Annotated in this window: 17 protein-coding genes; 4 read left to right on the top strand and 13 right to left on the bottom strand. The window is 68.7% G+C overall.

What is annotated here, in order from left to right:
• Window positions 1-7: 7 nt before the first annotated feature.
• On the bottom strand, window positions 8-1,414 hold the full coding sequence (locus FF041_RS34285) for a preATP grasp domain-containing protein (RefSeq protein ID WP_153526326.1): 1,407 nt from the start codon (window positions 1,412-1,414) through the stop codon (window positions 8-10).
• Window positions 1,415-1,484: 70 nt separating this feature from the next.
• On the bottom strand, window positions 1,485-2,654 hold the full coding sequence (locus tag FF041_RS34280; RefSeq protein ID WP_153526325.1) for a cytochrome P450: 1,170 nt from the start codon (window positions 2,652-2,654) through the stop codon (window positions 1,485-1,487).
• 368 nt (window positions 2,655-3,022) lie between these two features.
• On the opposite strand from FF041_RS34280, the gene FF041_RS34275 reads away from it, so the two are divergent.
• A complete protein-coding gene (locus FF041_RS34275) occupies window positions 3,023-4,342 on the top strand; it encodes a helix-turn-helix domain-containing protein (RefSeq protein WP_194292293.1) in 1,320 nt (439 codons plus the stop codon).
• 290 nt (window positions 4,343-4,632) lie between these two features.
• Window positions 4,633-8,955 (top strand): MobF family relaxase, encoded by a 4,323-nt coding sequence (mobF, locus tag FF041_RS34270; RefSeq protein ID WP_228388826.1) that lies wholly within the window; start codon window positions 4,633-4,635, stop codon window positions 8,953-8,955.
• 73 nt (window positions 8,956-9,028) lie between these two features.
• Here the strand turns inward: mobF and FF041_RS34265 are convergent, their stop codons facing one another.
• The 9 genes from FF041_RS34265 to FF041_RS34225 form a co-directional block, all read right to left on the bottom strand.
• Window positions 9,029-10,120: a hypothetical protein gene (locus FF041_RS34265; RefSeq protein ID WP_153526324.1), complete on the bottom strand. Its 1,092-nt coding sequence runs from the start codon at window positions 10,118-10,120 to the stop codon at window positions 9,029-9,031.
• Window positions 10,121-10,125: 5 nt separating this feature from the next.
• Window positions 10,126-12,210, bottom strand: a complete 2,085-nt coding sequence (fxlM, locus tag FF041_RS34260) for a methyltransferase, FxLD system (protein ID WP_153526323.1) — start codon at window positions 12,208-12,210, stop codon at window positions 10,126-10,128.
• Between the two features lie 31 nt (window positions 12,211-12,241).
• A complete protein-coding gene (locus FF041_RS34255) occupies window positions 12,242-13,471 on the bottom strand; it encodes a lanthionine synthetase C family protein (RefSeq protein WP_153526322.1) in 1,230 nt (409 codons plus the stop codon).
• Window positions 13,468-16,527, bottom strand: a complete 3,060-nt coding sequence (locus FF041_RS34250; protein WP_153526321.1) for a lantibiotic dehydratase — start codon at window positions 16,525-16,527, stop codon at window positions 13,468-13,470. The genes FF041_RS34255 and FF041_RS34250 overlap by 4 nt, the downstream gene beginning before the upstream one ends.
• Window positions 16,528-16,663: 136 nt before the next feature.
• Window positions 16,664-16,846, bottom strand: coding sequence for an FxLD family lanthipeptide (locus tag FF041_RS34245; protein ID WP_153526320.1), 183 nt, complete (start codon window positions 16,844-16,846; stop codon window positions 16,664-16,666).
• Window positions 16,847-17,199: 353 nt separating this feature from the next.
• On the bottom strand, window positions 17,200-18,078 hold the full coding sequence (locus FF041_RS34240) for a Scr1 family TA system antitoxin-like transcriptional regulator (RefSeq protein ID WP_153526319.1): 879 nt from the start codon (window positions 18,076-18,078) through the stop codon (window positions 17,200-17,202).
• Window positions 18,078-18,245: a hypothetical protein gene (locus FF041_RS34235; RefSeq protein ID WP_153526318.1), complete on the bottom strand. Its 168-nt coding sequence runs from the start codon at window positions 18,243-18,245 to the stop codon at window positions 18,078-18,080. Before FF041_RS34235 ends, FF041_RS34240 begins: the two co-directional genes overlap by 1 nt.
• Window positions 18,245-18,616: an endonuclease/exonuclease/phosphatase family protein gene (locus tag FF041_RS34230; protein ID WP_194292292.1), complete on the bottom strand. Its 372-nt coding sequence runs from the start codon at window positions 18,614-18,616 to the stop codon at window positions 18,245-18,247. Before FF041_RS34230 ends, FF041_RS34235 begins: the two co-directional genes overlap by 1 nt.
• Window positions 18,617-19,296: 680 nt before the next feature.
• Window positions 19,297-19,611, bottom strand: coding sequence for a hypothetical protein (locus tag FF041_RS34225; protein ID WP_153526317.1), 315 nt, complete (start codon window positions 19,609-19,611; stop codon window positions 19,297-19,299).
• A gap of 485 nt (window positions 19,612-20,096) precedes the next feature.
• Between FF041_RS34225 and FF041_RS34220 the strand changes: the two genes are divergently transcribed.
• Window positions 20,097-20,960, top strand: coding sequence for a helix-turn-helix domain-containing protein (locus tag FF041_RS34220; RefSeq protein ID WP_323393539.1), 864 nt, complete (start codon window positions 20,097-20,099; stop codon window positions 20,958-20,960).
• Complete coding sequence (locus FF041_RS34215) at window positions 20,957-21,190, top strand: DUF397 domain-containing protein (RefSeq protein ID WP_194292291.1); 234 nt, start codon at window positions 20,957-20,959, stop codon at window positions 21,188-21,190. The genes FF041_RS34220 and FF041_RS34215 overlap by 4 nt, the downstream gene beginning before the upstream one ends.
• A 90-nt stretch (window positions 21,191-21,280) precedes the next feature.
• Here FF041_RS34215 and FF041_RS34210 read toward each other — a convergent pair whose 3' ends face one another.
• Both FF041_RS34210 and FF041_RS34205 read right to left on the bottom strand, forming a co-directional pair.
• Window positions 21,281-21,763 (bottom strand): hypothetical protein, encoded by a 483-nt coding sequence (locus FF041_RS34210; RefSeq protein ID WP_153526316.1) that lies wholly within the window; start codon window positions 21,761-21,763, stop codon window positions 21,281-21,283.
• Window positions 21,760-23,085: a type IV secretory system conjugative DNA transfer family protein gene (locus FF041_RS34205; RefSeq protein WP_228388825.1), complete on the bottom strand. Its 1,326-nt coding sequence runs from the start codon at window positions 23,083-23,085 to the stop codon at window positions 21,760-21,762. The genes FF041_RS34210 and FF041_RS34205 overlap by 4 nt, the downstream gene beginning before the upstream one ends.
• Window positions 23,086-23,302 lie beyond the last annotated feature (217 nt).

The following is a 23,302-nucleotide window of genomic DNA, read 5'->3' as shown; positions in this document are numbered from 1 at the left end:
TCCCGGGTCAGGAAGAGAAGGACACGGCACCGGTGGCGACGTGCTGGCTGGCGTCGTAGGTGCCGGCGGGCACGGCTGCGAACCGCGCGTCGAGCCGGTCGAACACGGCCGCGTGGCCTTCGGCGGGGTCGTAGGCGAGGCAGAACACGAACTGGACCGGCTCCCCGGGGGCGAGGGGGATGGCGGGCATCGACACGATCACCCCGGTCCGGGCGGCCGGGTCGTACGCCATGCCCAGCTCGTCGAGCGCGGCCAGGAAGGCGGCGAAGGAGGGCACCGCCCAGGTGGGCGGGACGTGGTACTCGACCACCTGCCGGGCCGGGGCGGCGGCGACGTCGACAATGCCGTGGGCGATCGACTGGTAGATGTGCAACGACCCGCTGACCTGCGCGTTGACCTCCGTGAACACCACAGCCCCGTCGGGCAGGACCAGGGCGTCCGCGCTCAGGTGCCCGCGGTAGCCGAACGTTTGGTACGCGTCGGCCAGCCGGGCGCCGCCGTCCAGCAGGGCGGTCCGTACCTGCTCGGTGACGCCGTCCAGCGGCACGACCTGGTGGCTCAGTCGCCGCCCGACGTACAGCAGGCGGCCCGTCTCGGTGGCCCGGGTGCCCTCGTCTGCGGCGTAGTGCTCGGAATACACCGCGTCGGCGCCGGGCGCGAACTCCTCGACGACGACGGGCCACCGGTCGTTCCCGCTCGCCCACGGCCACCGCTCTGCCCAGTACGCGGCGATGCCGTCCGGGCCCGGGGCCAAGTGGTGCAGATGCCGGGCCCCGACGTGGTCCACGGCCATCTCCGCCTCGCGTACGAGTAGCTGGTTGCCGACCCCGGCACCGTTGTGGGCCTGCTTGACCACGACCGCCCCCGATGCGGAGCGCTCCAGCAGTGCGCCGGTCGCTTCGGTCGCTTCGGCGCGGCTGCGGCAGACCCGGCCCGGGAGGGTCGGCACCCCGGCCGCCGCCGCCAGGGCCCGGAAGTTCGCCTTGTTGTTCCCGATCTCCCCGCCTCCCTGCCCGAAGAAGGCCGAACCCGGGAAGCGGTCGGCCACGCCCAGGGCCTCGGCGAGCCGTGCCACTGCGGCCGACGGCCACAGCGCGAACACCTCGCTCACCGCGCCGGTCCCGGCCGGGCCGAGCTCGGCCCGCACCTGCTCCACGAACGCGGGTACGGTCAGGGAGGCGGGATCGAGCAGCCGGTCGCCCCACGCTCCGCCTGGTGTGGCCAGCACGGTCAGCTCCTCGTGCTTCACGCCGGTGTGGGACAGGGCGTACTCGACGAACGCCGCGTCCGGCTCGCAGCACAGGACGAGCAGGTCACCGGAGCGGGCGAACCAGAACAGACGCTGTGTCCAGGCCCGCATGTCGCCGCGCTCGCGGATGGACGGATCGATGTGGTTGCCGATGAGGATGCGCACAGCAGACTCCTGAAGACGTAGGCGGCAGCCTCGGGCGGTGCCGCGCGGCACCGCCCGGACCGGGGAGGGATCAGACGAGGAGGGCGGCGGGCAGCGTGTCGAAGGCCCGCATGGTCGCCGTCCGGTGCCTTACGCCCTCGCCAGCGGCAGCCAGCCGTGCCGGGTGGTCGTTCAGCGCCGCGACCAGGGCGCGCAGCCCCGCCTGAGCGACGGTCGTCCCGATGCAGGAGTGCGGTCCCCACCCGTAGCCGAGGTGGCGGTTCGGAATGCGGTCCAGCACCAGCTCGTCGGCCCGCGTGAAGGCCGCCGGGTCGCGGTTGGCCGCCGCGAACAGCGGGACGACCTTCTGCCCGGGGGCGATGTCGACGTGACCGATCCGGCAGGAGCGCACCGCCGTACGCGTGGTGCCCTGCACCGGCCCGTCGAAACGCACCAGCTCATCCACCCCCGTGGCCAGCAGCGCCCCGTCCCGCATCCGGCCAAGGGCCCCCGGGTGGGCGAGGAGGGTGTGCACGGCGTTGCCGACGGCAGCCGCCATCGTGCTGTAGCCGCCCTGGAACATCACCCGCGCCGTGTTCTTCACGTACAGCCGGGTCAGTGCGTCGGGGTCGGCGGCCATGGCCTGCCGTACCCGGGCCAGCAGGCCGGACCGGGCCGAGGCCGCGAACCAGGAGTCGACCAGGTCGCTCAGCTGCTGGCGGGCGACGCGGCCCGGCTCGACGAGCGCCGGGTTGAGGCCGCCGTCCATGCTTCGCATGATCGCGTCCGACACCTCGGCGAACTCACCGTACGGCGGAGGCTCGACACCCAGCAGATCCGCGACAACCGCCACGGACAGCGGCACCGCGATCTCGGCCACCACATCGAATGGGCCCCCGCCGGCCAGCTGGTCGAGCCGCTCGCGCACCAGGAGGCGGGCACGGTCCTCGACCCCGACCAGGTCCTGGGCGCGCAACGCGGTCATGAACAGGGAGCGGACCCGGCTCTGCTGCGGCGGGTCGAGCGTCTGCACGCTCAAGGACGGCTCCGGCACCTTGCCCCCGGTACGCCGCGGGTCACGGGCGAACGTCTCGTGGTCGCGCAGCACGCGCACGCTGTCCGCGTACCGCGTCAGCGTCCATGAGTCCATACCCGTGTGCCAGAACACCGGTGCACGCATCCGCAGTTCGGCCAGCACCGGGTAGGGGTCGCGCAGGATCTCCGCGTCCAAGGGGTTGTAGCGGTCGGTCACAGACGGCATCGCGAGTCCTTCCGGAGCGGGAAGGGCGGGCCCGCCTCATCAGACGGGCCCGCCCCGGACTTCTCGGGCTCAGTGGTCGTACGACATGGCAGCCCCTCCCTGTGTGTCGGTGACGGCGGGCGTACGGCGATCGCGAAGGCTCCCGTCGGCCCTCGCCCGACAGGCGGGGAGACGCAGCCCGGCGGGCGGGACAAGGCCATAGGGAACGGTCGTCGCCGCGCTCCGCCCAGTCACACGGGGTGCCGGGCGGAACTCGACGAGTACAGCGGGCGTCGGCCCCGGGGCACAGAGGAAATCCCTATCCCCGCCCTATCCCCGGTCTCCTCGAACAGCTCTCCCGGGCACGGGGTCGGTGGTGCAATGGGCGGGTGGACGACGAAATCCGCCACCCCCTCGCGCACGCCAGGAACGAGCGCGGATGGCCGCAGGAGGAACTGGCCCGCCGCATCCGGCAGGCCGCCAAGCGCCGCGGCCTGCGCTCGGGCACCCGGGGGTCACGGGTCTCCAAGTGGGAGACCGGCCGTGCAGCCCCCGACGAAGACGAATCCCAGCCGCTCATCGCCGAGGTCCTCGGCATCGACTACGCGGCCGTCGCCCATCTCGGCTGGCCCCACTGGCTCCCGGGCCAGGACAGACCGCTGCCGCTGGGCCCGCACAACGCCGTCCCCTCACTCCGAGAGGCCCTGATGTCCTCCCTGGACCGCCGGTCGTTCATCGCCTACACCAGCGGCTCGCTGGCCGTTCTCGCCCACCAGTGGGCCGTCACCGAGCCCGGCCGGTTCGCACGGATCGCCGCGTCCGGCGAAGTCGACACCGAGATGCTCGACTGGCTGGAGGCGACCGGGGCGGAGCTGATCCGCCTCGCCACCGAACGCAGGCGACGCACCCGCCATCTGCTCGACGCGCACCTCACCACCGTCACCGAGTTCATTAGCGAGTCCCGCTACACCCCCGCCGCCGGGCAGCGGCTGCACGCCCTGGCCGCCTCCCTCTCCCAGGCCATCGCCTGGCAGCACTTCGACGAACGCCGCCACGCCTCCGCCGGCCGCTTCTGGCACGCCGCCCTCCACAACGCCCACACCGCGCACCAGCGCGACCTCGGTGCGGGCATCCTCTCCGACCTCGCCTACCAACTGCTGTGGCTGAAGGACGCCCGCGCCGCGGCCGACATCCTCGAACACGCCATCCCCCGCACCCAGCACCCCACCGCGCGGTCCCTCCTCTACCTGCGACAGGCCCGCGCCCTCGCCGCCCTCGACGAGGGCGGCCTGTGCCGCCGGGCCCTTACAGCCGCGGAGAAGGCGCTGGATACTCCGTCGTACGATCCGGCCCCCGCCTGGTGCTCGTGGATGTCCACCGCGGACCTCGCAGCCGACGGCGGCCGTTGTCTCGCGGATCTCGGCCAGCGGCGCCAGGCCCATCAGCTGATGGACGAGGGCATCGCCCTGCTGACCGCCACCCGCTCCAAGACCAAATCCGTGTTCCTGACCTACCAGGCCGAGACCTATCTCCGGGACGGTGAACCGGAGATCGCCGCGGCGACCGCTACCCGTTCCCTCGACCTGGCCAGCCGGATCGACGCGCCCAGGTGCGTGACGATGGTGTGCGGCCTCGAACCGGAGCTGTCGCGATACCCGCACACGGCTGGCGTTGGTGAACTCCTCGAACGGCTCCGAGCCGTCGGCTGAAGCCCTGCCACCTTCGCGGAGCAGGCGCGGAGCGCCCTGGACGCCCCGGACGACATCCCGTTGTAGCTGCTAGTCCCCCCTGCGAGGGATGCCAGTCGGGCCCACCGGTAACAGTTCACCGGAGCACTCACAGGTGCGATCTTGTTTTAGAAGGACCAAGGTATCGTCACTTCGTGACGATACGATGAGTCAAAATGGCCTGATCTGATCGAATCTGACCGGAGGGGGTGGGGCGACCGGTGGGCTGGGTGACGATGATCGGCCCGTCCGATGGACAGGTGGAGTACCGCTTGACCGGTGGCCACGGCTGCGGCACGGTCACCACCGTCGATGCCACCCCCCTTGTCGCCGCCATTGAGGCCAAGGCCCAAGCGGCTGGAATCACCGTCGCGGTTCTCCTCGGATCCACCGAGGCCAAGAAGGCGTTCTTCCGCGCCCGGACCGCGATCCGGAACACCAGACCGTCCCGGCTCACCGGGTTCGACGCCGTCGAGATAGCCGCCGCCGCAGGACTGGACGCCCGTGAGCTGTACGGCGACAAGGTTCTCCCCGCGCCAGCCGCCGACGGCCAGGTGGACTACCACCTTGACCCCAGCGAGCGCCCCCTCACCTGGATCGGGAACGGCCTCACCGAGTTCGACATCGTCCCCGGCAGCACCCTCACGCCCGAGCAGCTCCAGGCCGCCCGCCGCCTCATGCGAGGCGAGGACCCCCGCACCGGCCAGACCCTCGTGGAGCCGAAGCTTGCCATCGCCCCCGCCGCGAAGCTCCCGGCCGCGCCCCTGGTCCGGGCGATCCGCCGGAGCGCCGCCGAGCGCGGAGTGCACCCTGATGAGCTGCTCGACTCCCAGCGTAAGAAGGATGCCTTCGGCAGGATGGAGCGTCAGCTCACCCGGTTCGGCGAAGCCCACAAGGCCCCGGTCTCCACCCTGCTCAAGCTCGCCGACGCCGTCGGTATCGACGCCGTCGAGCTGTACGGCGACGAGGTGCTGGAGAAAGCCCTCACCGCCGAGGCTGGCGGCCGACTGGACGCCCGTGCTCTGCTGACCGCCGTCGAGACCAGGGCCCGCGCGACGGGACAGGAGCCCGCGGATCTGTTCGGCTCCGAGTCCATGAAGCGGCGCTATCTCCAGACGGAGGCCGAAGGCGGTCGGCGGCTCCGGGATCTGCCCATGGCCGTCCGCGAAGCCGTCGCCATGGCCAAGGCCGCAGGGCTCGACCCCGCCCAGGTGTGGGACACGGAAGAGATCAAGGCAGCCATGCGGGAGGGCCGAGTAGAGGTCGGCAACCGTGGTGCGGACGTCACCCTGGATCTCCCCAAGAGCCAATCCGCTTTCCTCGCGTACGCCCCGGACGACATGGCCACCGTGGTCGAGAGCATCTTCACCTCGGCAGGACGCGAGTCCATCGATGCCCTGGAGCGCTGGACCGCGTACGCCATGCGCGGCCGACACGGCGACGGCCAGGAAGCGAGCACGATCGAGACAAGCGGGTTCTCCGGGTGGATGATGGTTCACCGCGCCGCCCGGCCGGTCGGCGGCGCACCCTACGGCGACCCCCACTTCCACCTCCACTTCACCCTGGCCAACATGGTCAAGGGAGCCGACGGACAGTGGTCCACCATGGCCGCCGGCGGCCGGGACCTGCACCGCCACGCCCGCGCGACGCAGTCCCTCATGAACGCCCGTATCCGCCGCGAACTCGGCGACCACTACGGTCTTCGCTTCCGGCGCGATGAGCGCACCGGCGCGTGGGAGATCGCCGCCATCCCCGAGCGCACGATCAAGCTCTTCAGCAAGCGCGACAGCCAGGTCCGCGAGCTGCTCACCAAGCTGGGGCTCGACTACGACAGCGCCACCCTGCGCGAGCGCACCGCCGCGTCCGCCGCGTCCAAGGCGGCCAAGAACGGTGAGGCCGCAGGCGTCGCGGATGATGTCCTCCGTACGTACTGGCAGGCCGAAGGCCGGGCCGTCGGCGACGACCCCGAAGCCATCACCACCGGTGCTGTGCAGGACCCTCCCCAGGCCGCGAACCCGGACCTGGACGAGCTGTGCCGTACGGTCTTCGATCCGAAGACCGGTCTGACCAGCAACTCCAAGACCTTCACCCACGCCGCCGCCATCGCGGCGGTGCTGGACGCCCTCCCGTACGGCATCGGCACCGCCGCCGAGGCCGAGAAGCTCACCGAGTCCGTACTCCAGCACGCCGGGTACGCGGTCCAGCTCAACCCCAAGGGTGCCCAGCACTACAGCCACGCCGACCGCTACACCACGGCGGACATCGTCGCTGCGGAGACGCTGATCGTCTCCGAAACCACCCGCCGCCTTGGCGAACAGGCCGCCGTCGTCGGCCCGGACACTGTTGAGATGACCATGTCCGCTGTCGAGGCCCAGCAGGGCTTCGCGTTCTCCACCGAGCAGCGTGCCGTGCTGGAACGGTTGCTCACGGCCGGGCACGGTGTGGACGCGGTGATCGGAGTCGCCGGCGCGGGCAAGACCACGATCATGGACGCCGCCCGGCAGGCGTGGGAGGCCCAGGGGCTCGTCATCGTGGGCGCGAGCACGGCGGCCGTCGCCGCCGCCAACCTCAAGGCGGAAGCGGGCATCAACTCCCGCACCCTCGCCTCCTGGCTCACCGGCATCCGTACCGGCGGCCAGGGGCTCAACGGAGTGGACGTCCTGATCGTGGACGAAGCCGCGATGTGCGATGACCGCGACATCGCGGAACTCCTCGCGCACGCCGCGACGACCGGAACCAAAATCGTCGGCATCGGTGACCCCAAGCAGCTCCACTCGCCAGGTGTCGGTGGGCACTTCGCCGCCGTCCACCACCTGGTGGACGGACTGGAACTTACGGAGAACTTCCGCCAGCGCGATGCCGTCGAGCGCCGCGCACTCCAGCTTTGGCGCGACGACCTGCGGACAGAAGCCCTCCGGACCTTCGCTGGCACCGGCCGTGTCCACGCCCTCGCCGACAAGGACGAGACCTTGGCGGCGATGCTCACTGTGTGGGCCGACAAGCGCGCCGCCCACATCGATGACCACACCGCCGTGCAGCAACTCCTCATGCTGGCATCCACCAACGGCGTCGTGGAGGAGCTCAACCTCGGGGCCCGCGCCCTCCGCAAGGCGGCCGGCCACCTCACCGGCCCGGAGCACACCTACGCGCTCGCCGGTGGCGGCGAACTGACGATCTCCGTCGGCGATCAGGTTCTCCTCCGAGCCAATGACTACCGCTCCCGGCGGACCGGCGGAGAGCAGGAAGACGTGCTCAACGGGTACCGCGGAATCGTCCGGGCCGTGGATGACCAGCGCCGGATCCTTGTCGAATGGCGGGAGAAAACCGTCGACGGGCACAGGGACCACGCCGAATGGATCGATACCGACTACATCGCCCAGGGCGGACTGAGCCTCGGGTACGCCATCACCGGTCACAAGAGCCAGGGGCTTAGTGTCCAGGAAGCCCTGGTCTACGGCCCCGGGGCGGGGGCAAACGCGCTCTACACCATGCTGTCCCGGGACAGGAAGGAATCGCACCTCTTCCTCCCCTTGGCCGTCTACGAGGGTGACGCCGACCGTGCAGTAGCCGGGGAACCTGAGACAGAGCAGGAGCTGCTGGATCGCGCAGTCGCTGGCCTCATCCGCGAGATCGAGACGGGCACTGAGGAGCGGATGATCCTGACAGAACTACCAGAGGACAAGGTGCCCGCTCACGTCCGCGAAGCCGTGACCGACCTTCCCGTGCCCCGGGCGCCCGGGTATGCCGAGCAACGCCCCGATCCGGATATCCCAGCCGAAGACCGGACCGCTGACGCCGTACGACAGAACGACCGTCCGTACGGCCATCTCAGCGCCGAGAACCTGCGGGAGGCCATCCGCCGGTCGGTCACCGCAGCGCACGCGACCCGCAGAGCAGCGGAGGAGGCGGAGGCCCGAGCGGATCACGCCGAACAGCAAGCGGCGGCTGGCAGCGGCCCGGAAACCCTTGCGCTCGGCCGTCGCCAGGACGTTCTGACGGCGCGGGTCGAGGCGATCCAGGACGTCAGGTTCCTGACCGCAGCCGTCAACCGACACACCCAAGCCGATCGGCGCACGGCCGAGCTGCTGGATCTGGTCGAGCACAGGCTGACGGCCACCACCCGATTCGGCCGTCCCGCTCTCCGAGGGTCGGACCGGAACCGGGCGGAATCGGAGCGGGCGAGCCTGCGGTACCAGCACACCGCGACCTCCACGGAGCTGGAGACTCTCCGGGCCCGGCTCCACCACGCTGTGAAGACTGCTGGCCCCACGACGGAACACGCCGCCGTGCTCGCCGAGGCGGAGATGTTCCGGAATGACACGGGCACACTTCTTCGCGATGCCAGGAACCGCGACGATCGGGCTGCCAAGAGTCTTCGGTCCGAGGCGATCAAGGCGAGAGCGGCGGCCCGGTCAGCCGCTCACCGTGAGGAGGGCCTTCGCGCTGAACAGGTGACGCGTACCCGATCCGATGGGCTTTCCCCGGTTGCGGAGCACGGGACGCGAGTCACCACCGGTTACCCGGCGAGCTCCCCGGCCGAGGTTCAGCACTCGGGCCCCTCACCAGTGCTTCCGCCTGAAGGACCTGGACTGTAGCGGCAGTGCCTGTGCGGAGGCGCTGATCGAAGGTCGGATCCCGGGTAGCACCGGGGACCACCGCGGGGTGGCGCTAGCCCGAGACCAACACACGGGTGATCACGGCGGCGCTGGATCGCAGCGCGCTATCCAGGTCCCTTCGCAGGACGGAGGGGAGGGAGCGCCGGGCCAGAGCGCACCTGTCCACTGTGCTGCGAAGGGCCCGCCTTTCAATTCCGGACATGAGACGCGTGATCCCATGATGCGCGAGGAGTCCCCGTGCTGCGTATCCATCGTGGTTGGCTGTTATCTCGGCGATCAGAGAGAGGGCGATGTCCCGACCGTGCGGGTGCTCGATACCGCCGAGGGCATCCATGACGGATATGCCGAGTTGTGTTCGGAACACGACGAGGCCAGACGCCGTCGCGTCGAGTCGCCGATACTGATCGAACAGCGTGGAGGCGGTCCGGCTGTCCCTTCGGTAGAGCAGTGTCAAGCAAGCGGTGACGGTGTTCTCCCATGTCTCACCAGGTTCGGTGGAGTCGAGGAGCGCGAGAGCGTCGTTGGCGTCGCCCTCGGAGGCTTTTGCGATGACCGCCACCTGGCGGCCGTCGAACATGCGACGGCCAATGCCTTTGTGCTCCCGAAGCCGCGCTGCTGCTTCAGACCACCGACCCGAGACAGCGAGGGCCCGGGCGCCGGTGGCCAGCAAGGTGGCCCACAGCCAGCGGGACACCTCTGCGTGCGCCTCCGGGTCGCTGATGAGGCTGCCGCCGGGCACTTCGATCCCGTCGAGGACCGTATCGGTCCGAGTGGCGACAGCAGAGTAGAGGGCCTCCATCAGGCGGTAGGCGCGTTCGCCCTCGGCATCACGGATATGGAGACGAGCGAGATTGATGATCGGTTCGAGAGCAAGGCGTGCGGCCTGCGCGCCCAGAGGACGGGCGCGCAGATACATGGACGTCTGCTGATGACACCACTTCCGGGCCAGGTCGGGCAGTCCGCAGTCCGAGGCGAGCAGAGCCGCCAGGTTGAATACGGCAGACGCGGCGGCCAGGTCGTTGCTGTTGTCGGCTGTCCGAGCCTGCTGGCAGATGTCCTCGACGCGTTGGTCCAGGGGGCGGCAAGCAGGACGCTGGCGGGGAACGAGTGGGAAGCGGCGGACTATCGACCCCGTGGGATCCATCCCGATTACTCCCAGATGATGGTGATGGGATGGTTGGGGCGGTCTAGAACGAAACGTCCGGTGCCCGGGGCTTCTGTCCTGGGAGTGTCGGGAATTTCGAAGCGGACGCTCCGAGTGCGGAAGTCCGTGTTCCAGGTGGTGATCTCCTGGCCCACTTGTTCGGCGAGGCTGATGGCCTTCGGTCCATGGCCCACGACGCCGACTTCGTATCGCCTTCCACCGTCTTCAGCGGGCTTTGCGGGGCGGATGGTGAGGTAGGCGAGGCTTCCGCCCGCGGAGGTGGTGGCCATGGCCATGGTGGGGAACATGGGCGTGACGAGTTCGCTGCTCTTCGTGCCGGGCTCGACCTCCATGCGCATGATCGGATTGGGCAGCCGACAGGCCAGCCAGAGATCGAGCCACTCGAATGACTCCATCGGCACGAAGTGGACGCCGGTCCAGAACTCATGGCGGGGCGTCTCCAGGACCCCGACGAGGGTGGTGGTATCGGTGGCGGAGGTGTTGTCCTTATGGGTCTGGAGCATGATCTCTCCGGTCCCGGCGAGGTCGATCAGACGTCGTGAGTCGTCGCCGATACCGCGCAGGGGCATGAACACATTCATCTCGCTGCCCAGACTGCTCCACCCATTCTCGCCGCGTTCGAAGATGACGCTGCGGGATGCGGCACCGGCCAACCGGAGAGGAACGACGAGCCTCCCGCCGGGGGCGAGCTGCTCCAGCCACGCCGTCGGTGTCTCGAAAGCACCGACGGTGGCAATGACGCGGTCATACGGGGCCGCGTCGGAGTGTCCGAGTGCCCCGTCCGCGAGGACGACATCCGTACCGGTGATCGCTGCGGCAGCGAGGTGCTTGCGCGCGTCCTCCACCAGATCTTCATCGATATCGATGGTCGTGACGTGTCCGCTGGGGCCGACGATGGACGCCATCAGGGCGGCGTTGTAGCCGGTGCCCGCGCCCAGTTCGAGGACTCGGTGCCCGGGTTCGAGCTGGAGTTGTTCGAGCATCATGGCGACGATGGCCGGCTGGGAGGCGGCACTGATGCGGGCACCACTGCGGTCGTGCTTGGTGTAGATGGGTTCGTCAGCGTATGCATCCGCCATGGACACGCCGGGCAGGAAGAGGTGCCGAGGTACGGCGCGGAGTGCGGTCTCCACGGCGGAGGTGCGAAGGTTCCCTGCGGATCGCAGTTTGTCGGCCAGGGTGTTGCGGAGGTCTTGAGCGGAAGTGGAGCTGTCACCTACGGCGGTCGTCATGTCGCGGACCCTAGTGGCGACGGGCGAAGCGCCGGAGGAATTCGGCCGGTCGGGCGCGTGGAAGATGTGTTCCGTAGCCAGCTTTGCCAGACTCGCCTGATCGGCTGCTGTGAGACCGACACGGTTCGCATGGAAGATGAAGTGATGGGCGAGGACCGCGCGGATGCCGCGTCCCAGTCGGCCTTTCCTGGCGAGGGCGGCCAAGGCTTGGCCTGCTGATTCGAAGGCAGTCAACCATTCATCGGACAGAACGCCGGGAACGCTGCGGGAGTCGGCCGTCATCAGGCGGCGGACTGCCCTGTCCAGTTCGGCAGACTGCTCAGGGGGCACCGGGTGGGCGAGTTTGGCCGGTCGAAGTACGGCGATCCTTGCCCAGACGTCACCCTGTTCGTACCAATCCAGACCGGCAGCCCGCAGCATGGCGCTGAACAACAGCGTTGTGGTGCCCTTCTGTCCCAGGCCCTGCCTCGCACCATCGAGTTCACGTTCGAGGAAGTACCGGCTGTCGTGATGGAAGAGGATGTGGGCTGCCTCCATCGCGTCTTCACCACCGAAGGCGAGGGTTTCGGGCTCGTAGATGCTGGGGGTCCAGTTCGTGATGTGGCCCCCGACCCTCAGCCCGTCGAGAAGATCGTCTACCACAGACAGGTCCGCGTCTTCGGGCCTGAAGCGGATCCGCCACGCCGGAGACTTACGGATGAACCACCAGGTCCTCCGAACGCCGACGTCCGAGACCGTGTTCAGGGCGGGTGCGATCTCCCGGGCCGCGGTCTGCTCTGTCTCGGCCGTGCGAGTGAACTCGACCAGGCGCTGGGGCCAGGTGTAGTCGGACACCATCAGGTCCGTTTTCCCTTCTTCGGTGGGTGGATCAGGTGATGAGGAGACAGGTGTCCCATGTGGACGAGGGTGTGGGCTCGCCAGCCGGGGCAAGGGCAGCCAGGGCAGTGCCCGCGGCGCCTTCCAGCAGACCCGGGGACTCTCTGTCGGTTGGGCGCCCCATGGCGGCCAGCAGACCTGGGATCAGCGCTCGCAGCTGCGCTGCTATCGGTTCGGTGGCGTCGGCCGAAGCACGGGCGGTGATCCGGGCGAGTCCGGCGAAGCCATGACAGAGGGACCCGTCGGTGGTCGCGGACAACTGGGCCGGGTCGGTGAGGGCGCCGACGAGGGCTTCCTCGGCTATTCGGCTGCGTTCGGAATCGCCGGAGACGAGCGCGGCGAGTTGTTGCGCGCGGGCCAGCCCCGCCGTTCCGTAGCACCAGGACGGACGTCTCCTCGCCCCACTGTGGTGTGGATGGGTGGCCCGCACAGCCAGCTCCTCACGGGTGATCATGTATGGCCAGCGGGAGCCGGCCTCTGTTTCGATGCGCCAGGAGTCCAGCCAGGCGCAGATGGAGGCGATGGCGTCGAGCTGACCCGGCACGGTGATCTCCTGCCGGGCAGCGAGGGCGAGGAGTGCGAGAGGCCCGCTGATGCCGTGAGCCATGCCCGCGTTGCCGTGACCGCCGGGGAACTCATCATCCGGGCGCCCGGTGGGCCCGGTATCGGTCCACCACCCTGGCACTGGTATCCCGTCGGCACTCAGCGGGTCCACGAGGCGTACCAGGTAGTCGAGAACTGCCCTCACCGCGCTCCCGCCTGGATCGCGCCACAGCAGGTACGCGCCGATTCCCGCCAGACCGCGAATCGCGTCGAACTCGGCCAGTTCCGGCAAGAGCCCTGCGTGGATCCGGGCGTTTGCCGCCATCACTCGACGGTGCGCGTCCACAGCGATCTGCGTGTCCAGCGCCTCCAGGGCACTTCTGTACGCGGCAGGGCGTACGGCGGCGGTTGCCGCGAGCGCGTAGGCGACGGCCGGCGCTCCGTAGAAAAGGGCTGTGCCCGAGCCGGATGTGATGGGGGAGGCCGCCGCCACGCTCAGCCAGTCCTGGGCTCGTCGCCAGGGTCTCAGACCGGCTGCCGCCAGTTCGATGTGGAGCAGGGCGATCCCGGGGGCACCGTGGGCAAGTGACTGGGCCCACCACGCCTCGTTCGAGGGCAGGTGGGGTGCGTCCGGCCGTGCCAGTCGGTCGGCGACGGCCATGGCTTCCTCCGGGGTCATGAGCGGCCCCTTTCGCGGGCGGTGAAGGCGAGGGCCGCTGCCCGGGCCAGGTACAAGCAGGCGGACTTCGCTTCGGGATCGATGCCGTACGCGCGGAGGAAGTGGGTGTGCAGCAGGGAGCCCAAGGCGGCGTCTGGGTCGATGCCCTCGGTGCCCGGCCCGGGGAGATGAGCGCGGTAGCCGGCCAGTGCGGCGGACCGTTCCGACCATGCGCCGACGATGGAGGCTCCACCAGGAGTCCGGCGCAGGGCCCGGAAGCCACTACGCGGATCCGCTAGCCGGACGGCTTGGGAGAACACCGGACGCGGCACCGTTGCGGTGGAGGTCGCCGGGACGTGGTTGAGCAGCCACTCCATCCCTGTCTCGACACTGCCGGCGAACGCGGTCGTGATGGCGGTGAAGTGCGCCGCGGCAAGTGCTTGAGGGTGAGGGCGTGCGGTTTGACCGAGCTGAACGAGGACAGCACGGGAGTCGGCAGCGAACACGGTCTCGGCGGCAGACAGAGCTTCTCCGGAACCCCAGCGGCCGGTTTCGGGGTGGGAGGTCGCGTAGGCCACTTCCCGGAGCAAGCGGGCCTTGCACAGCCCGTCAGCCCAATCGCTCACGCGTCGGGCTGCCTCGGCGAATGCGGTCTGCCCTGCGTCGGGAAGTGCGATACGTAATCGTATGGAGTCGTCACGGCCCTCGCGGAATCGTATGAACCACCATGTCGGCTGGTCCTCCCCCCACAGGGAGAAGAGATCGGGTAGCCGTCTGGCGAGGATCTCGTTCTGGCGCTGCCCGTCGCCGTAGAGCTTGGCGAACAGAACCGGGGAGACACCCGGGGCGTGGCCGTGGTCGCGTCGGACGATCCGCTTCGTCGTCGGGCGCGGCAGTGGCGGCCACCCTGCCGACTGCCGGACACACAATGGGATGACGATCTCGTGTGCACGGCCTTCACACCACCCGGTGTCAGCGCTGGACGGTGCTTCCTCAAGAACCGCGTTGTGGTGGGCGAGCAGATGCTCCCGTAACAGCACCCGGTGCCCGGTCTCGTCCAGATCGAGCGGGAGCCGCCCATCGCCGTCCGCCAGATGCACGGAGCTCGGCAGACGGCGACGGGAACGCCACTCGGACAGGGCTGTGTCCCACGCCGTCCAAGGCGCGGCTCGTTCGGGCAGCTCAGAAGAGTTCAACCGCCATCGAGCTGGTGAAAGCACGACGCGGCCCGACCGTAGCCGCGGCAGAAAAGGCAGCCCGGTCGCCGCACCCCAGTCGAAATCGGTGACCTGGACGCACCCGGCCCGGGAGAGTTCGGTCAGGAACCGGGCGAGCGGTGGAGTATGCCGACGCAGATTCAGTGCGTGCATCCCCCATGCTTCCACCCGCTTACCGAGTGCGGGGGCGGCCAAGTACAGCCGGTGGCCATCGCACCCCACCGCGAGGTCTTCCACGGTGAGGACATCCGATGGCGCGGTGTCCCGGTGCTCGGCGAGAGTGATCACGGTCGGGAGGGTCCGGACCGTTCGGGTCACATGTGCTGTTGCCGGATCCAACGGGGGGAAGGACAACTGCGCGCACACCGTCTCCGGGTCACTTCCCGGCAGATCGGCGAGATCGGAGACGAACTGATCTCGACTCTTCGGATCAAGAGCACCCAGGAACCGTCCGGTCAGCACCCCGGACGCCCGGGACACCGAGGTGACGGCGAGCCAGAACTCTCCGAGCTGTATCGCTTCCAGGTCAGAGGCGTACAGACGGCCACATAACTCCAGGTGGGAAGGCAACCGGGCCTCCCCTTTGCTGTCCGGTGTCAGGTCGGCCAGCAGTGCCTGATCGAGGACGATCTCCCTGCGGCCGTCCAGCGCGGCTGCCTGCGCGAGGCTCAGCAGCCTCTCATCGCGCCGCGTACGCTCCGGCCGTGGCTCCGACTCCTGTGTGCCCGGGTAGCCCGCGGGCCAGCCGATACCGCTGTCCGCGACGACATCGAGGACCGGCACGAGGGATCCCGTGCCGAACCGTTCGTAGAAGCGCCGGTGGTAGTCCTGCCACATGTGCGTTCCATGTGGTGCGCTGCTCAGTCGGGCCAGGAGCAGGGCGGCATGCTCCGCCTCACGGGCGACTTCCGTTGGAAGGACGGCATCCGCGTCGAGCATGAGGTCCAACGCGACCGGATGCCGTCGGGACCGGGCCAGTCGGCGCATGCGCACGGCCGCCTCCGCGCGGATGTTCCGGGCTTCGCGGGCCGGTACCCGGTGGTGTAGCTCCAGGAGCCTGTGGATCTCCAGGAGATCGGTGAAGGGTGTCAGCTCCAAGGCACCGTCCCTCATCAGCCGACCTAACAAATGTCCCAGGGCGTCGGGCTCGGTTCCGGGTGCGTGGACACTGGTGATCAGCGCGCGGTGCATGACCAGCTCGATGAGCAGCTTGACCACGCTCTTGGCCGAGGCCGTGGGGAAACTGGCCCCGATCTTCTCGCTCAGGTCCTTGTAGCGGATCGGTGCGCGGGCCGATTCGAGTGCGACCTGTACCGGAGCGGTGTTCAGGAGCGATACCTCCGCTGCCTTTGCCCGGTCACCGGGGAGGAGCCGGTACGGGACGATCACACGGTCTCCACGCACCAGCAGGGTGGAGTTCGTCACCACGAGAAGCTGTTCCAGCGCTCCGGGTGACCCTTCTGCCTGGTCGGCGACGGTTGCCAGCCAACCTGCGTCGGCCCTGGCCACTGCCCGGTGTTCGGAGCCCCAATGAAGATATGGATCCGCGCCGAACACCGCGGGGAACACCCCGGCAAGGAGCCCGGTCGGCGTTGGCCGACCGGTCATCCGGAGGAGATAGCGGGCCACTGACAGGGTCGCCCGTCGCGCCTCCCGTGCCCGGGGAAGGTCTGCGGAACACAGCCCCTTGACTTGCCGAGCGAGTTCGGGGCTGGCGTGGCTGATGGCGACCGCGATATCGGAGCTCACCCATACCTGCCGGAGCCAGTCCACTTGCTGTCTGGCGCGCTCGTCGTCGGAACCGGTGAGATCAGGCCAGGATGGAACGTCCAGCGTGGCATGGGGGACGGAACGGACCATTGCCTGGCCTGTGGACCGGAAAGTCGCGTCACCGCTAGCTGTTCGCACAGGTACCTCCCGAGTTGGATGAATGACGGCCGGACGCCGCCGTGGGCACTGGACTCGGCACACGGTGGCGCCCGGCCGACGAGGAACGTCAGGCGGCGCTGATGCAGGTGGTCTTTGCGCAGGTGGTTCCACAGCCGTCGTCGGTCATGTTGACCAGGACCGCCGGGTCTGCCAGCTCCAGGAGGGTGATGTCCAGCTCGAAGCCTTCAGGTGCCTCAGACGTCTCGCCGGGACCCGGGTCGAGGAATATGTCGCTCGCTGTCGTATCCATCTCGAATCCTCTGTTAGGGGATGTGGATGTGCTCTTGTGGACCTGATCCGCTTGTGGTTACAGGCGGGTCAGGAGATGTGAGCAGACATGCTGCTTGAGGTATCCCGGCTTCCTGGAGACCCGCGACACCAGGCCGGGGCCGTTATGCGTGGGCTGGGATGCCGGCCTACGCGGGGGAGGCTAACCAGGCGGACCGCTCTCTTGGAGAGCCTGCAAGGCGAAGAGGCCGGGATGCCCTGATTCCGTCGGTACGACGGTCGAGGATGGCCGAAGTCGATTGGTTGCTGCGGTGGGCCCACAGCACCGTCCCGCTGCCTGGCGTGGAATGGGCAGTCGTTTGAGTGTCCGGGCGGTCACCGTGCCGCCTCCCTCGCGCACGCCGCACGCGTCTGGCGGATCAGGTCGAGGCTGGCGGCCACCGGGAGTGCGGCGGCGAGCGCCGAGTCGATGACCGTCTGGAGCCGGGCGGCGGGGCGGCCCGTGCAGTAGACGGTCGCGGCGGCCTCTTCCACGTGCAGGCAGCGTCCGTTGGGCAGTCCGAGCACGGTGAGCGCGCCGTGGGGCGGAGTGACCCCCGCGTGCAGGGGAACGATCCGGACGCTGGTACGGGTGTGCCGCACGAGGTGGAGGAGGTGATCGAGCTGCTCCGCCATGACCGCGCTGTCGGTCCTCCGCAGCAGGACGGTCTCTTCCAGCAGGAGGACGAGTTCCTTGTCGTGGTCGCCGGTAAGGGGCCGGGCGGCGATGGCATCCGGGGGCGGTACGTGCCCGACGGGGGTGTTCGTCCACCAGCGGGTCGCGTATCCCTCGGTCTGCACGAGGTGCGGGATGCCCCAGGCGGAGAAGGTGATGATCCGGTCCGCCTCGAACTCGCAGGCGGCCACCCGCTCGAACCAGCCGGGGTCGATATCGACGGCGTAATCCCCGCCGCCGTGCGCCAGCTCCCAGAGCCGCCGTACGTCGTCGTCCGGGCCAGGGATCTCGTAGAGCTTCAGCAGGCGCTCAAGGACGCTCGCGGACGGCACTGTGTGGCCCGCCTCCAGCTGGGCCGTCGCGCCGCTCGTCCACCGAATCGCCCGCGCCGTGTCCCTCAGCAGCAGTCCGCGCCGTCGGCGCTGGGCCCGCAGGTACGTCCCCACCATCTGAGCGCCGGCCGACGGGACCACCAGCACGTCGCCGTCCGGCCGAGTGACCGGAGCCGAGGGAAGGGAGAGCGTGCTCCCGCCGGGCATCACAAGCCCTCCACCGTGAATCGCACCGGTGCCAGGGACCCGAAGAACCGGGCGATCCCCTTCCAGTACGGGAGCGTCACCAGGATCGTGTACGGATCACCGGAACCCCCGGTGTCCGTGGTCAGCAGTTCCACCAGCGTTCTGACCAGCCAGGACGTGATCGGCATCAGGCACCCCCCACCGGCAGCAGCACCAGCGGGTTCCGCGCTCCCCGTAGCTGGGCGACGATGTTCGTCGGCGGTGTCCTCCACGGGTCCCGGTGCTCGAAGTGGGCGTGCACGTCGAAGAGGTCGGGCCGGACGAACAGGGCGGTGGCGTTCCGGCTGGCGCGCGGCTCGCTGAGGAAGCTCCTCGTGCCGAGAATCCGCTCTGCGGCGTGCAGTCGGCGGCGGCCGTGGAAATGGCTGTGGGTCGCCTCCTGCCGGAACAGGACATCGGGTTTGAACGGAGAGAAGATGCCCTCGTGGGCTTCCACCCATTTCCGGGGCGGGGCGTCGTTCTCGTCCGGTCCTCCGTCGTGCTCCAGGTTCGCGGTCATGAGGGTTAAGGTCCGGTCGCCGAAACGCGGCAAACTCACTGGTACTCCTTGCTGACTAACTATGGGGAGATAAAGGGGCCCCGGCCGCAAGCTCTCCTTCTTGACAGCCGGGGCCCCAGCTCGTGCCGCCTACGCGGCAGGTCGGAGGCGAGAGTTCCCCTGGTGCGCCATGCCGCTTCGGCCGACCCGAGGTCGGCCGCCATGGAGCAGCAGAGGAAGGCGCCTCCTGGAGGTCGCCCCTCGCCCGCAGGGGGGCGGAGCGAGAGAGGCGACCGGCCTATGGGAAGTGCGGGGCGAACTGGATCACGAGCCAACCGCAGACCCCGCCGAAGGACACGGCCATGCCGACGAGCTGGCCGAGGCCGAAGCCGCTGGCCTTCAGCGACCGGCTGTGACCGGCGCGAAGGGACTGGACCGGGTGAAGAGCAGAGTGGATCAACCCCTGGCCGTCGTCGTCCCGCTGAGCGTGACCAGGCGATTTCACAGCTGGCCCCCGTCCATGAGGACCAGCGCCGCAGTCATCGGCCGGGGAATCATGACCTCGTCGGGGTAGCCACCCAGACTGTCGGAGTGCTGCGACGAGGGTCTGGCCTCGCCGGACAGCCTGTCCTGAGGAGCGCCGTCGTGCCGGTGGCCTTCCCTTCGGACAGGAGTTCCGATCCCGGGGAACAACGCAGAGCTCACAGGACATCACCCACCAAATCGAGAAGTTCAAGGACAGCCAGCGCCAGAACCCGGACATCGCCCACGGACGGCTGGACGCCATCAGAAGGCATACGCACACGTGCACGCCGTGCCCGGTCGATGGCATCGGGCGGACACCGCGCTGAGAGCTTCGGCGTTTCGATGCGAACCAAGGCGTGATCAAGCACCTTGGCCAGGCGCTCGGCCACTACGTCGGAGGGCTCGCTGAGGGGATGCTCTCCAATGACGTCATCCAGGTCGTCGTAGACACTCGTGACCGAGAAGTGGTTGAGGCGCAGAGCGTCGATCATCCGCACCCAGCGCTCAGTCGGAACGCCAGAGCGCGCTTCAGCGATTTCCCTGGCCTCGGCTACCGCAGGTTCATACGCAGGCGGAGACGGGGCCCTGGGCAGAGACGGCGGGCCGCCGGCCTGTCGGGCAGCGATAGCCCCGTGGACGCCAAGATCACTATCAGGAACCACGATTGTGATCGGCATACAGGTCTCCCGCGGTCTGAACAGGGGGCGTCAACTGCTGCGGAGGGTGTGCAGCTCCGCGAGGTGCCCCGGCAAGGTGCTGGGGTCAACTAGCGTGATGCACAGTCCAGTTAACATTCAAGGGGAACTTCCCAGGAGTGCACATTGGCAAATGCCCGGTAACCGACTGAACTTGTGGAACGCGCAGCAGGCGAGGTCGCTCTCCGGACTGAGCCCCTGGCATGGTGGACAGATAACCTGTGCAGCCGGACAGGGGCCTCGATCTGACGGACAGCCCATCAGGATGAGGGGACAGACAGGTGGCCGCACGACGAGGACCGACGTACCTGCGGGTCGCGCTCGGCAAGGAACTGCGAACGCTTCGCGATCAGCTAGGGCTTACGGCAGAGGCTGTCTCCCTTGAGCTGGGGTTCTCCCGCTCGAAGGTCAGCAGGGTTGAGAGCGGGGACATCCCTCTGCCGAAGCTGAACGACCTCGAACGGCTTCTTGACAGGTACGGGGTGGACGACATCGACGCCAGGGATGCCCTCCTGCAAATGCAGCGAGGCTCCCTGAGCAAGGAGCCGTTCACGTCCTATACGAGCCTTCTGCCCTCCGGCATGCCGATCTACCTCGGGCTGGAGCGGGACGCTACTCGGATCCGTGGCAACGAGAACCACGTCGTTCACGGACTCTTGCAGGACGAGAGCTACGCCACGGCACTCGCGCACTCCGCCAAAGTGGTTGAGGAGCGCACTACGTCGTTTGTCGAACAAGGCGTGCGGCTCAGGATGGAGCGGAAGCAGCTCCTGACCCAGTCGGACGGACCGGAGGTGCACATCATCCTGACCGAGAGTGCGCTACGTACGGTCATCGGGTCACCGGAGGTCATGCGAGCGCAGTACGCAGAGATCAAACGGCTCTGTGCCTTGGAGAAGGTGGAGGTGCAGATCATTCCGGAAGACCTTCCCACCTACCGCTCCGGCTGGAACTTCACGGTGCTGGAGTTCACGGGCCTTGGGCCCGTGACTCAGAGCGACAGCGCGAAGGCCACCACTATGTGGTCGAAGGAGTCGGACGTGGGGCAGTTCCAGCGGCAGTTCGTCGCCATGGCCATGGCGGCACCAGGGCCGTCGCAGACCCCGCAAATCCTGGACGACCTTGAAAAGAGACTGTGGAAATGAAGACGAATCTCCCCCCGCATGTGACCGCTACGGACCTGGCTCCGGAGACTGCCTGGTTCAAGTCCTCCTACAGCTCTCAGGACAACGGCAACTGTGTTGAGGTTGCGGTCCTCGGGCACCGGATCGGAATTCGGGACTCGAAGAAGAAGAGCGGGCCGGCGCTGGCGGTTGAGGCACCGGCCTGGTCCGCCTTCGTGGGCTTCGCGGTCTCAGAGGCGAACGGTCGGTAAACCCAGGGGCGGGTGCAACGGTCAACCCTGCCGAAGCACCCGTCCCCCTAAGGCTCTGGTGGGGCCGCAACCTGCGGTTGCCACCGGTGATCAGATGGTCTCCGAATTCGGACGGTTGCCATCGATCTGCCAGGAGCCGAGCTGGTACCGGGCTGGGCGATCAGCATGACGCCCGGCCCGACACTCGTCTCCAGACCTTCCCAGCATGGTGTTCATTCGCTGGACGAACCGGTCGAGCTGCTCATGCCAGCTCACGGTTGAGGCCGCTGCACACATGGCGTCGGAGCGGGCGAAAGCCAGGGCCGCCACCTCGTAGGCGATCTGGCCGTGGTCGCGCCAGCAGGGCGGTATCACCTGGTACGGCTGCCAGGCGAAGGTGGAGTTCAACCATCGGCAGACCTCATCCAGCCACGAATCCAGTGGTACCACCAGGTCGTCGGACAGGGCACCGAGGTCCCATGGAGCGGGTGCGTCCACCATCGTGGTGTCGGCGATGCGGGCCGCCTGGTAGTCGGCGATGGCGGGAGGCTGCTCGGGGAAGGGTGTGCAGGCGGTGAGGAGGCCCTCCGTCATGCCGCTCCTTTCCGGGCTGTCCAGAGGGCCGCTGTACTACGGGCGCGGTCGGCCCGCGCGGTCCGCTCACGTACCCGTTCAGCTTCGGCCGACCGCCGGAGTTCACGGACATGCTGCTCGATCTCCCCCCAGGAGTCCCAGGTCCACATGCCGGGGAAGTGGGTGATCACGGGCCCCAGGTTGTCGGCGAGTAGGAGCGCTTCCCCCTCCCCGAGCCCCTTGATCTGATCGCCGCGCAGGACCGGCTCCAGCGCTGTGTGGGTGGCAGTGGAGACCCCGCCGCGGTCGCCTCCGGAGGTGGTTCGGGTCTTCTGTACCCGTTCGACTTGGCCGCACAGGTCGGACATCCCCCGCAGGAACTCAGGGTCCTTGGCACCGCCGAAGACCACGACGTGGTTCGTGAAGGAGGCCAGCTCGGCGGCGGCGTCCGGGCCGAACCGGGCGACGGCCGAGGCCCAGCCCTGGACCCCGTAGATCACGGTGATCCCGCGCCCCCGGCCGTCGGCGACGCGCTGGCGCAAGGACGGGATGGGGGCGATGTTCGGGGCCTCGTCCAGGGCGGCGAGGAGGGGCGGGTCGAGGCGGCCGGCTGGGGAGGCGATGGCGTGGGATTCAGCGAGGTCGAGGAGATCCTCCGTGACCGCTGTGGTCAACGGCGCCACGGAGTTCGCCTCGGAGTCCTTGCCGAGGAGGTAGATGGTGCCGCCCGCGTCGAGGAAGCTCCGGAAGTCAGTCGGTTCGCCGCCGTCGCCTTGCAAGGCATCAACCACGGACTGGTGGGCCAGAGGCTCCAGGGCGGCATGGAGCGTGACCGCGGTGTTCCCGACCGTCCGGGAGTCGCCGGTGGTCGCCGAGCGAAGCATGTCCGCCCATCCCGGGCCCGCTCCGGGGTGGGACTCCAGAATGGCCAGCGGCGCGGGGTCGTCCATCTTCCGCGCCCATGTCAGCAGGTGGTCTAGGCGGGCACCGTCCAGCGCGGCGGCGTGCAGCAGCGCCGCCAGGACCTTGGAGGCTTGGCCCCGGAAGAAGGACGCCCCCTCGGACTGACCGGTCGAGCCCGGGGAGCGGGAACCGGCGACGAGCGCCTTCGCCCGGGTCATCGCGACCTCGGTAGACGAGGCCCCCGCGAACGGGAGCCACCTGAAGCGCGGGAGATACGGGGCGATGTTCTGCGGGTCGAAGGCCAGTACCGGGCGCCCGTCCCGTCGTCGGGCGTCCAGAGTCAGTTCCACCAGGTCCGGCTTGGTCGAGGTGGCGACCACCGGCCCCGGCCATCGGCGGGTGGTCGGGGCGAAGAACCGCAGTGTTTTACCGGATCCCATCGGTCCGATCACCCGGCAGGCTTTGTCGGCACGGGACCAGAGGTCCATGCCTCGGGGGCGTCGGGAGGTGCCCAGGGAGTACCCGAAATCCGAGGGATCAAGAGGGTGGTGCACGTGTTGCTCCGAGCAGGTGGGAAGAGCGGTTGACGGTCAGGAGGAGTGCCGGGATTTGCTGAGGCTCACCGGGTACCGAGGGGATCGTTTCTTCTGGCTCAGT

Origin of the sequence: Streptomyces jumonjinensis (assembly GCF_009600885.1) — a bacterium.
GTDB classification, from domain to species: domain Bacteria; phylum Actinomycetota; class Actinomycetes; order Streptomycetales; family Streptomycetaceae; genus Streptomyces; species Streptomyces jumonjinensis.
This window is presented reverse-complemented; position numbering and strand designations above follow the sequence as displayed.

Excerpts from the sequence above, each read along its gene's own strand:
- FF041_RS34235 (WP_153526318.1), bottom strand. The coding sequence starts at position 18,245 with ATGCCGATCACGTCCTGGCTGGTCAGAACGCTGGTGGAACTGCTGACC.
- FF041_RS34230 (WP_194292292.1), bottom strand. The coding sequence starts at position 18,616 with ATGACCGCGAACCTGGAGCACGACGGAGGACCGGACGAGAACGACGCC.
- FF041_RS34240 (WP_153526319.1), bottom strand. The coding sequence starts at position 18,078 with ATGCCCGGCGGGAGCACGCTCTCCCTTCCCTCGGCTCCGGTCACTCGG.
- fxlM (WP_153526323.1), bottom strand. The coding sequence starts at position 12,210 with ATGGTGTCCGACTACACCTGGCCCCAGCGCCTGGTCGAGTTCACTCGC.
- FF041_RS34245 (WP_153526320.1), bottom strand. The coding sequence starts at position 16,846 with ATGGATACGACAGCGAGCGACATATTCCTCGACCCGGGTCCCGGCGAG.
- FF041_RS34265 (WP_153526324.1), bottom strand. The coding sequence starts at position 10,120 with ATGGATCCCACGGGGTCGATAGTCCGCCGCTTCCCACTCGTTCCCCGC.
- FF041_RS34280 (WP_153526325.1), bottom strand. The coding sequence starts at position 2,654 with ATGCCGTCTGTGACCGACCGCTACAACCCCTTGGACGCGGAGATCCTG.
- FF041_RS34205 (WP_228388825.1), bottom strand. The coding sequence starts at position 23,085 with ATGGGATCCGGTAAAACACTGCGGTTCTTCGCCCCGACCACCCGCCGA.
- FF041_RS34210 (WP_153526316.1), bottom strand. The coding sequence starts at position 21,763 with ATGACGGAGGGCCTCCTCACCGCCTGCACACCCTTCCCCGAGCAGCCT.
- FF041_RS34255 (WP_153526322.1), bottom strand. The coding sequence starts at position 13,471 with ATGACCCCGGAGGAAGCCATGGCCGTCGCCGACCGACTGGCACGGCCG.
- FF041_RS34225 (WP_153526317.1), bottom strand. The coding sequence starts at position 19,611 with ATGATCGACGCTCTGCGCCTCAACCACTTCTCGGTCACGAGTGTCTAC.
- FF041_RS34215 (WP_194292291.1), top strand. The coding sequence starts at position 20,957 with ATGAAGACGAATCTCCCCCCGCATGTGACCGCTACGGACCTGGCTCCG.
- FF041_RS34250 (WP_153526321.1), bottom strand. The coding sequence starts at position 16,527 with ATGGTCCGTTCCGTCCCCCATGCCACGCTGGACGTTCCATCCTGGCCT.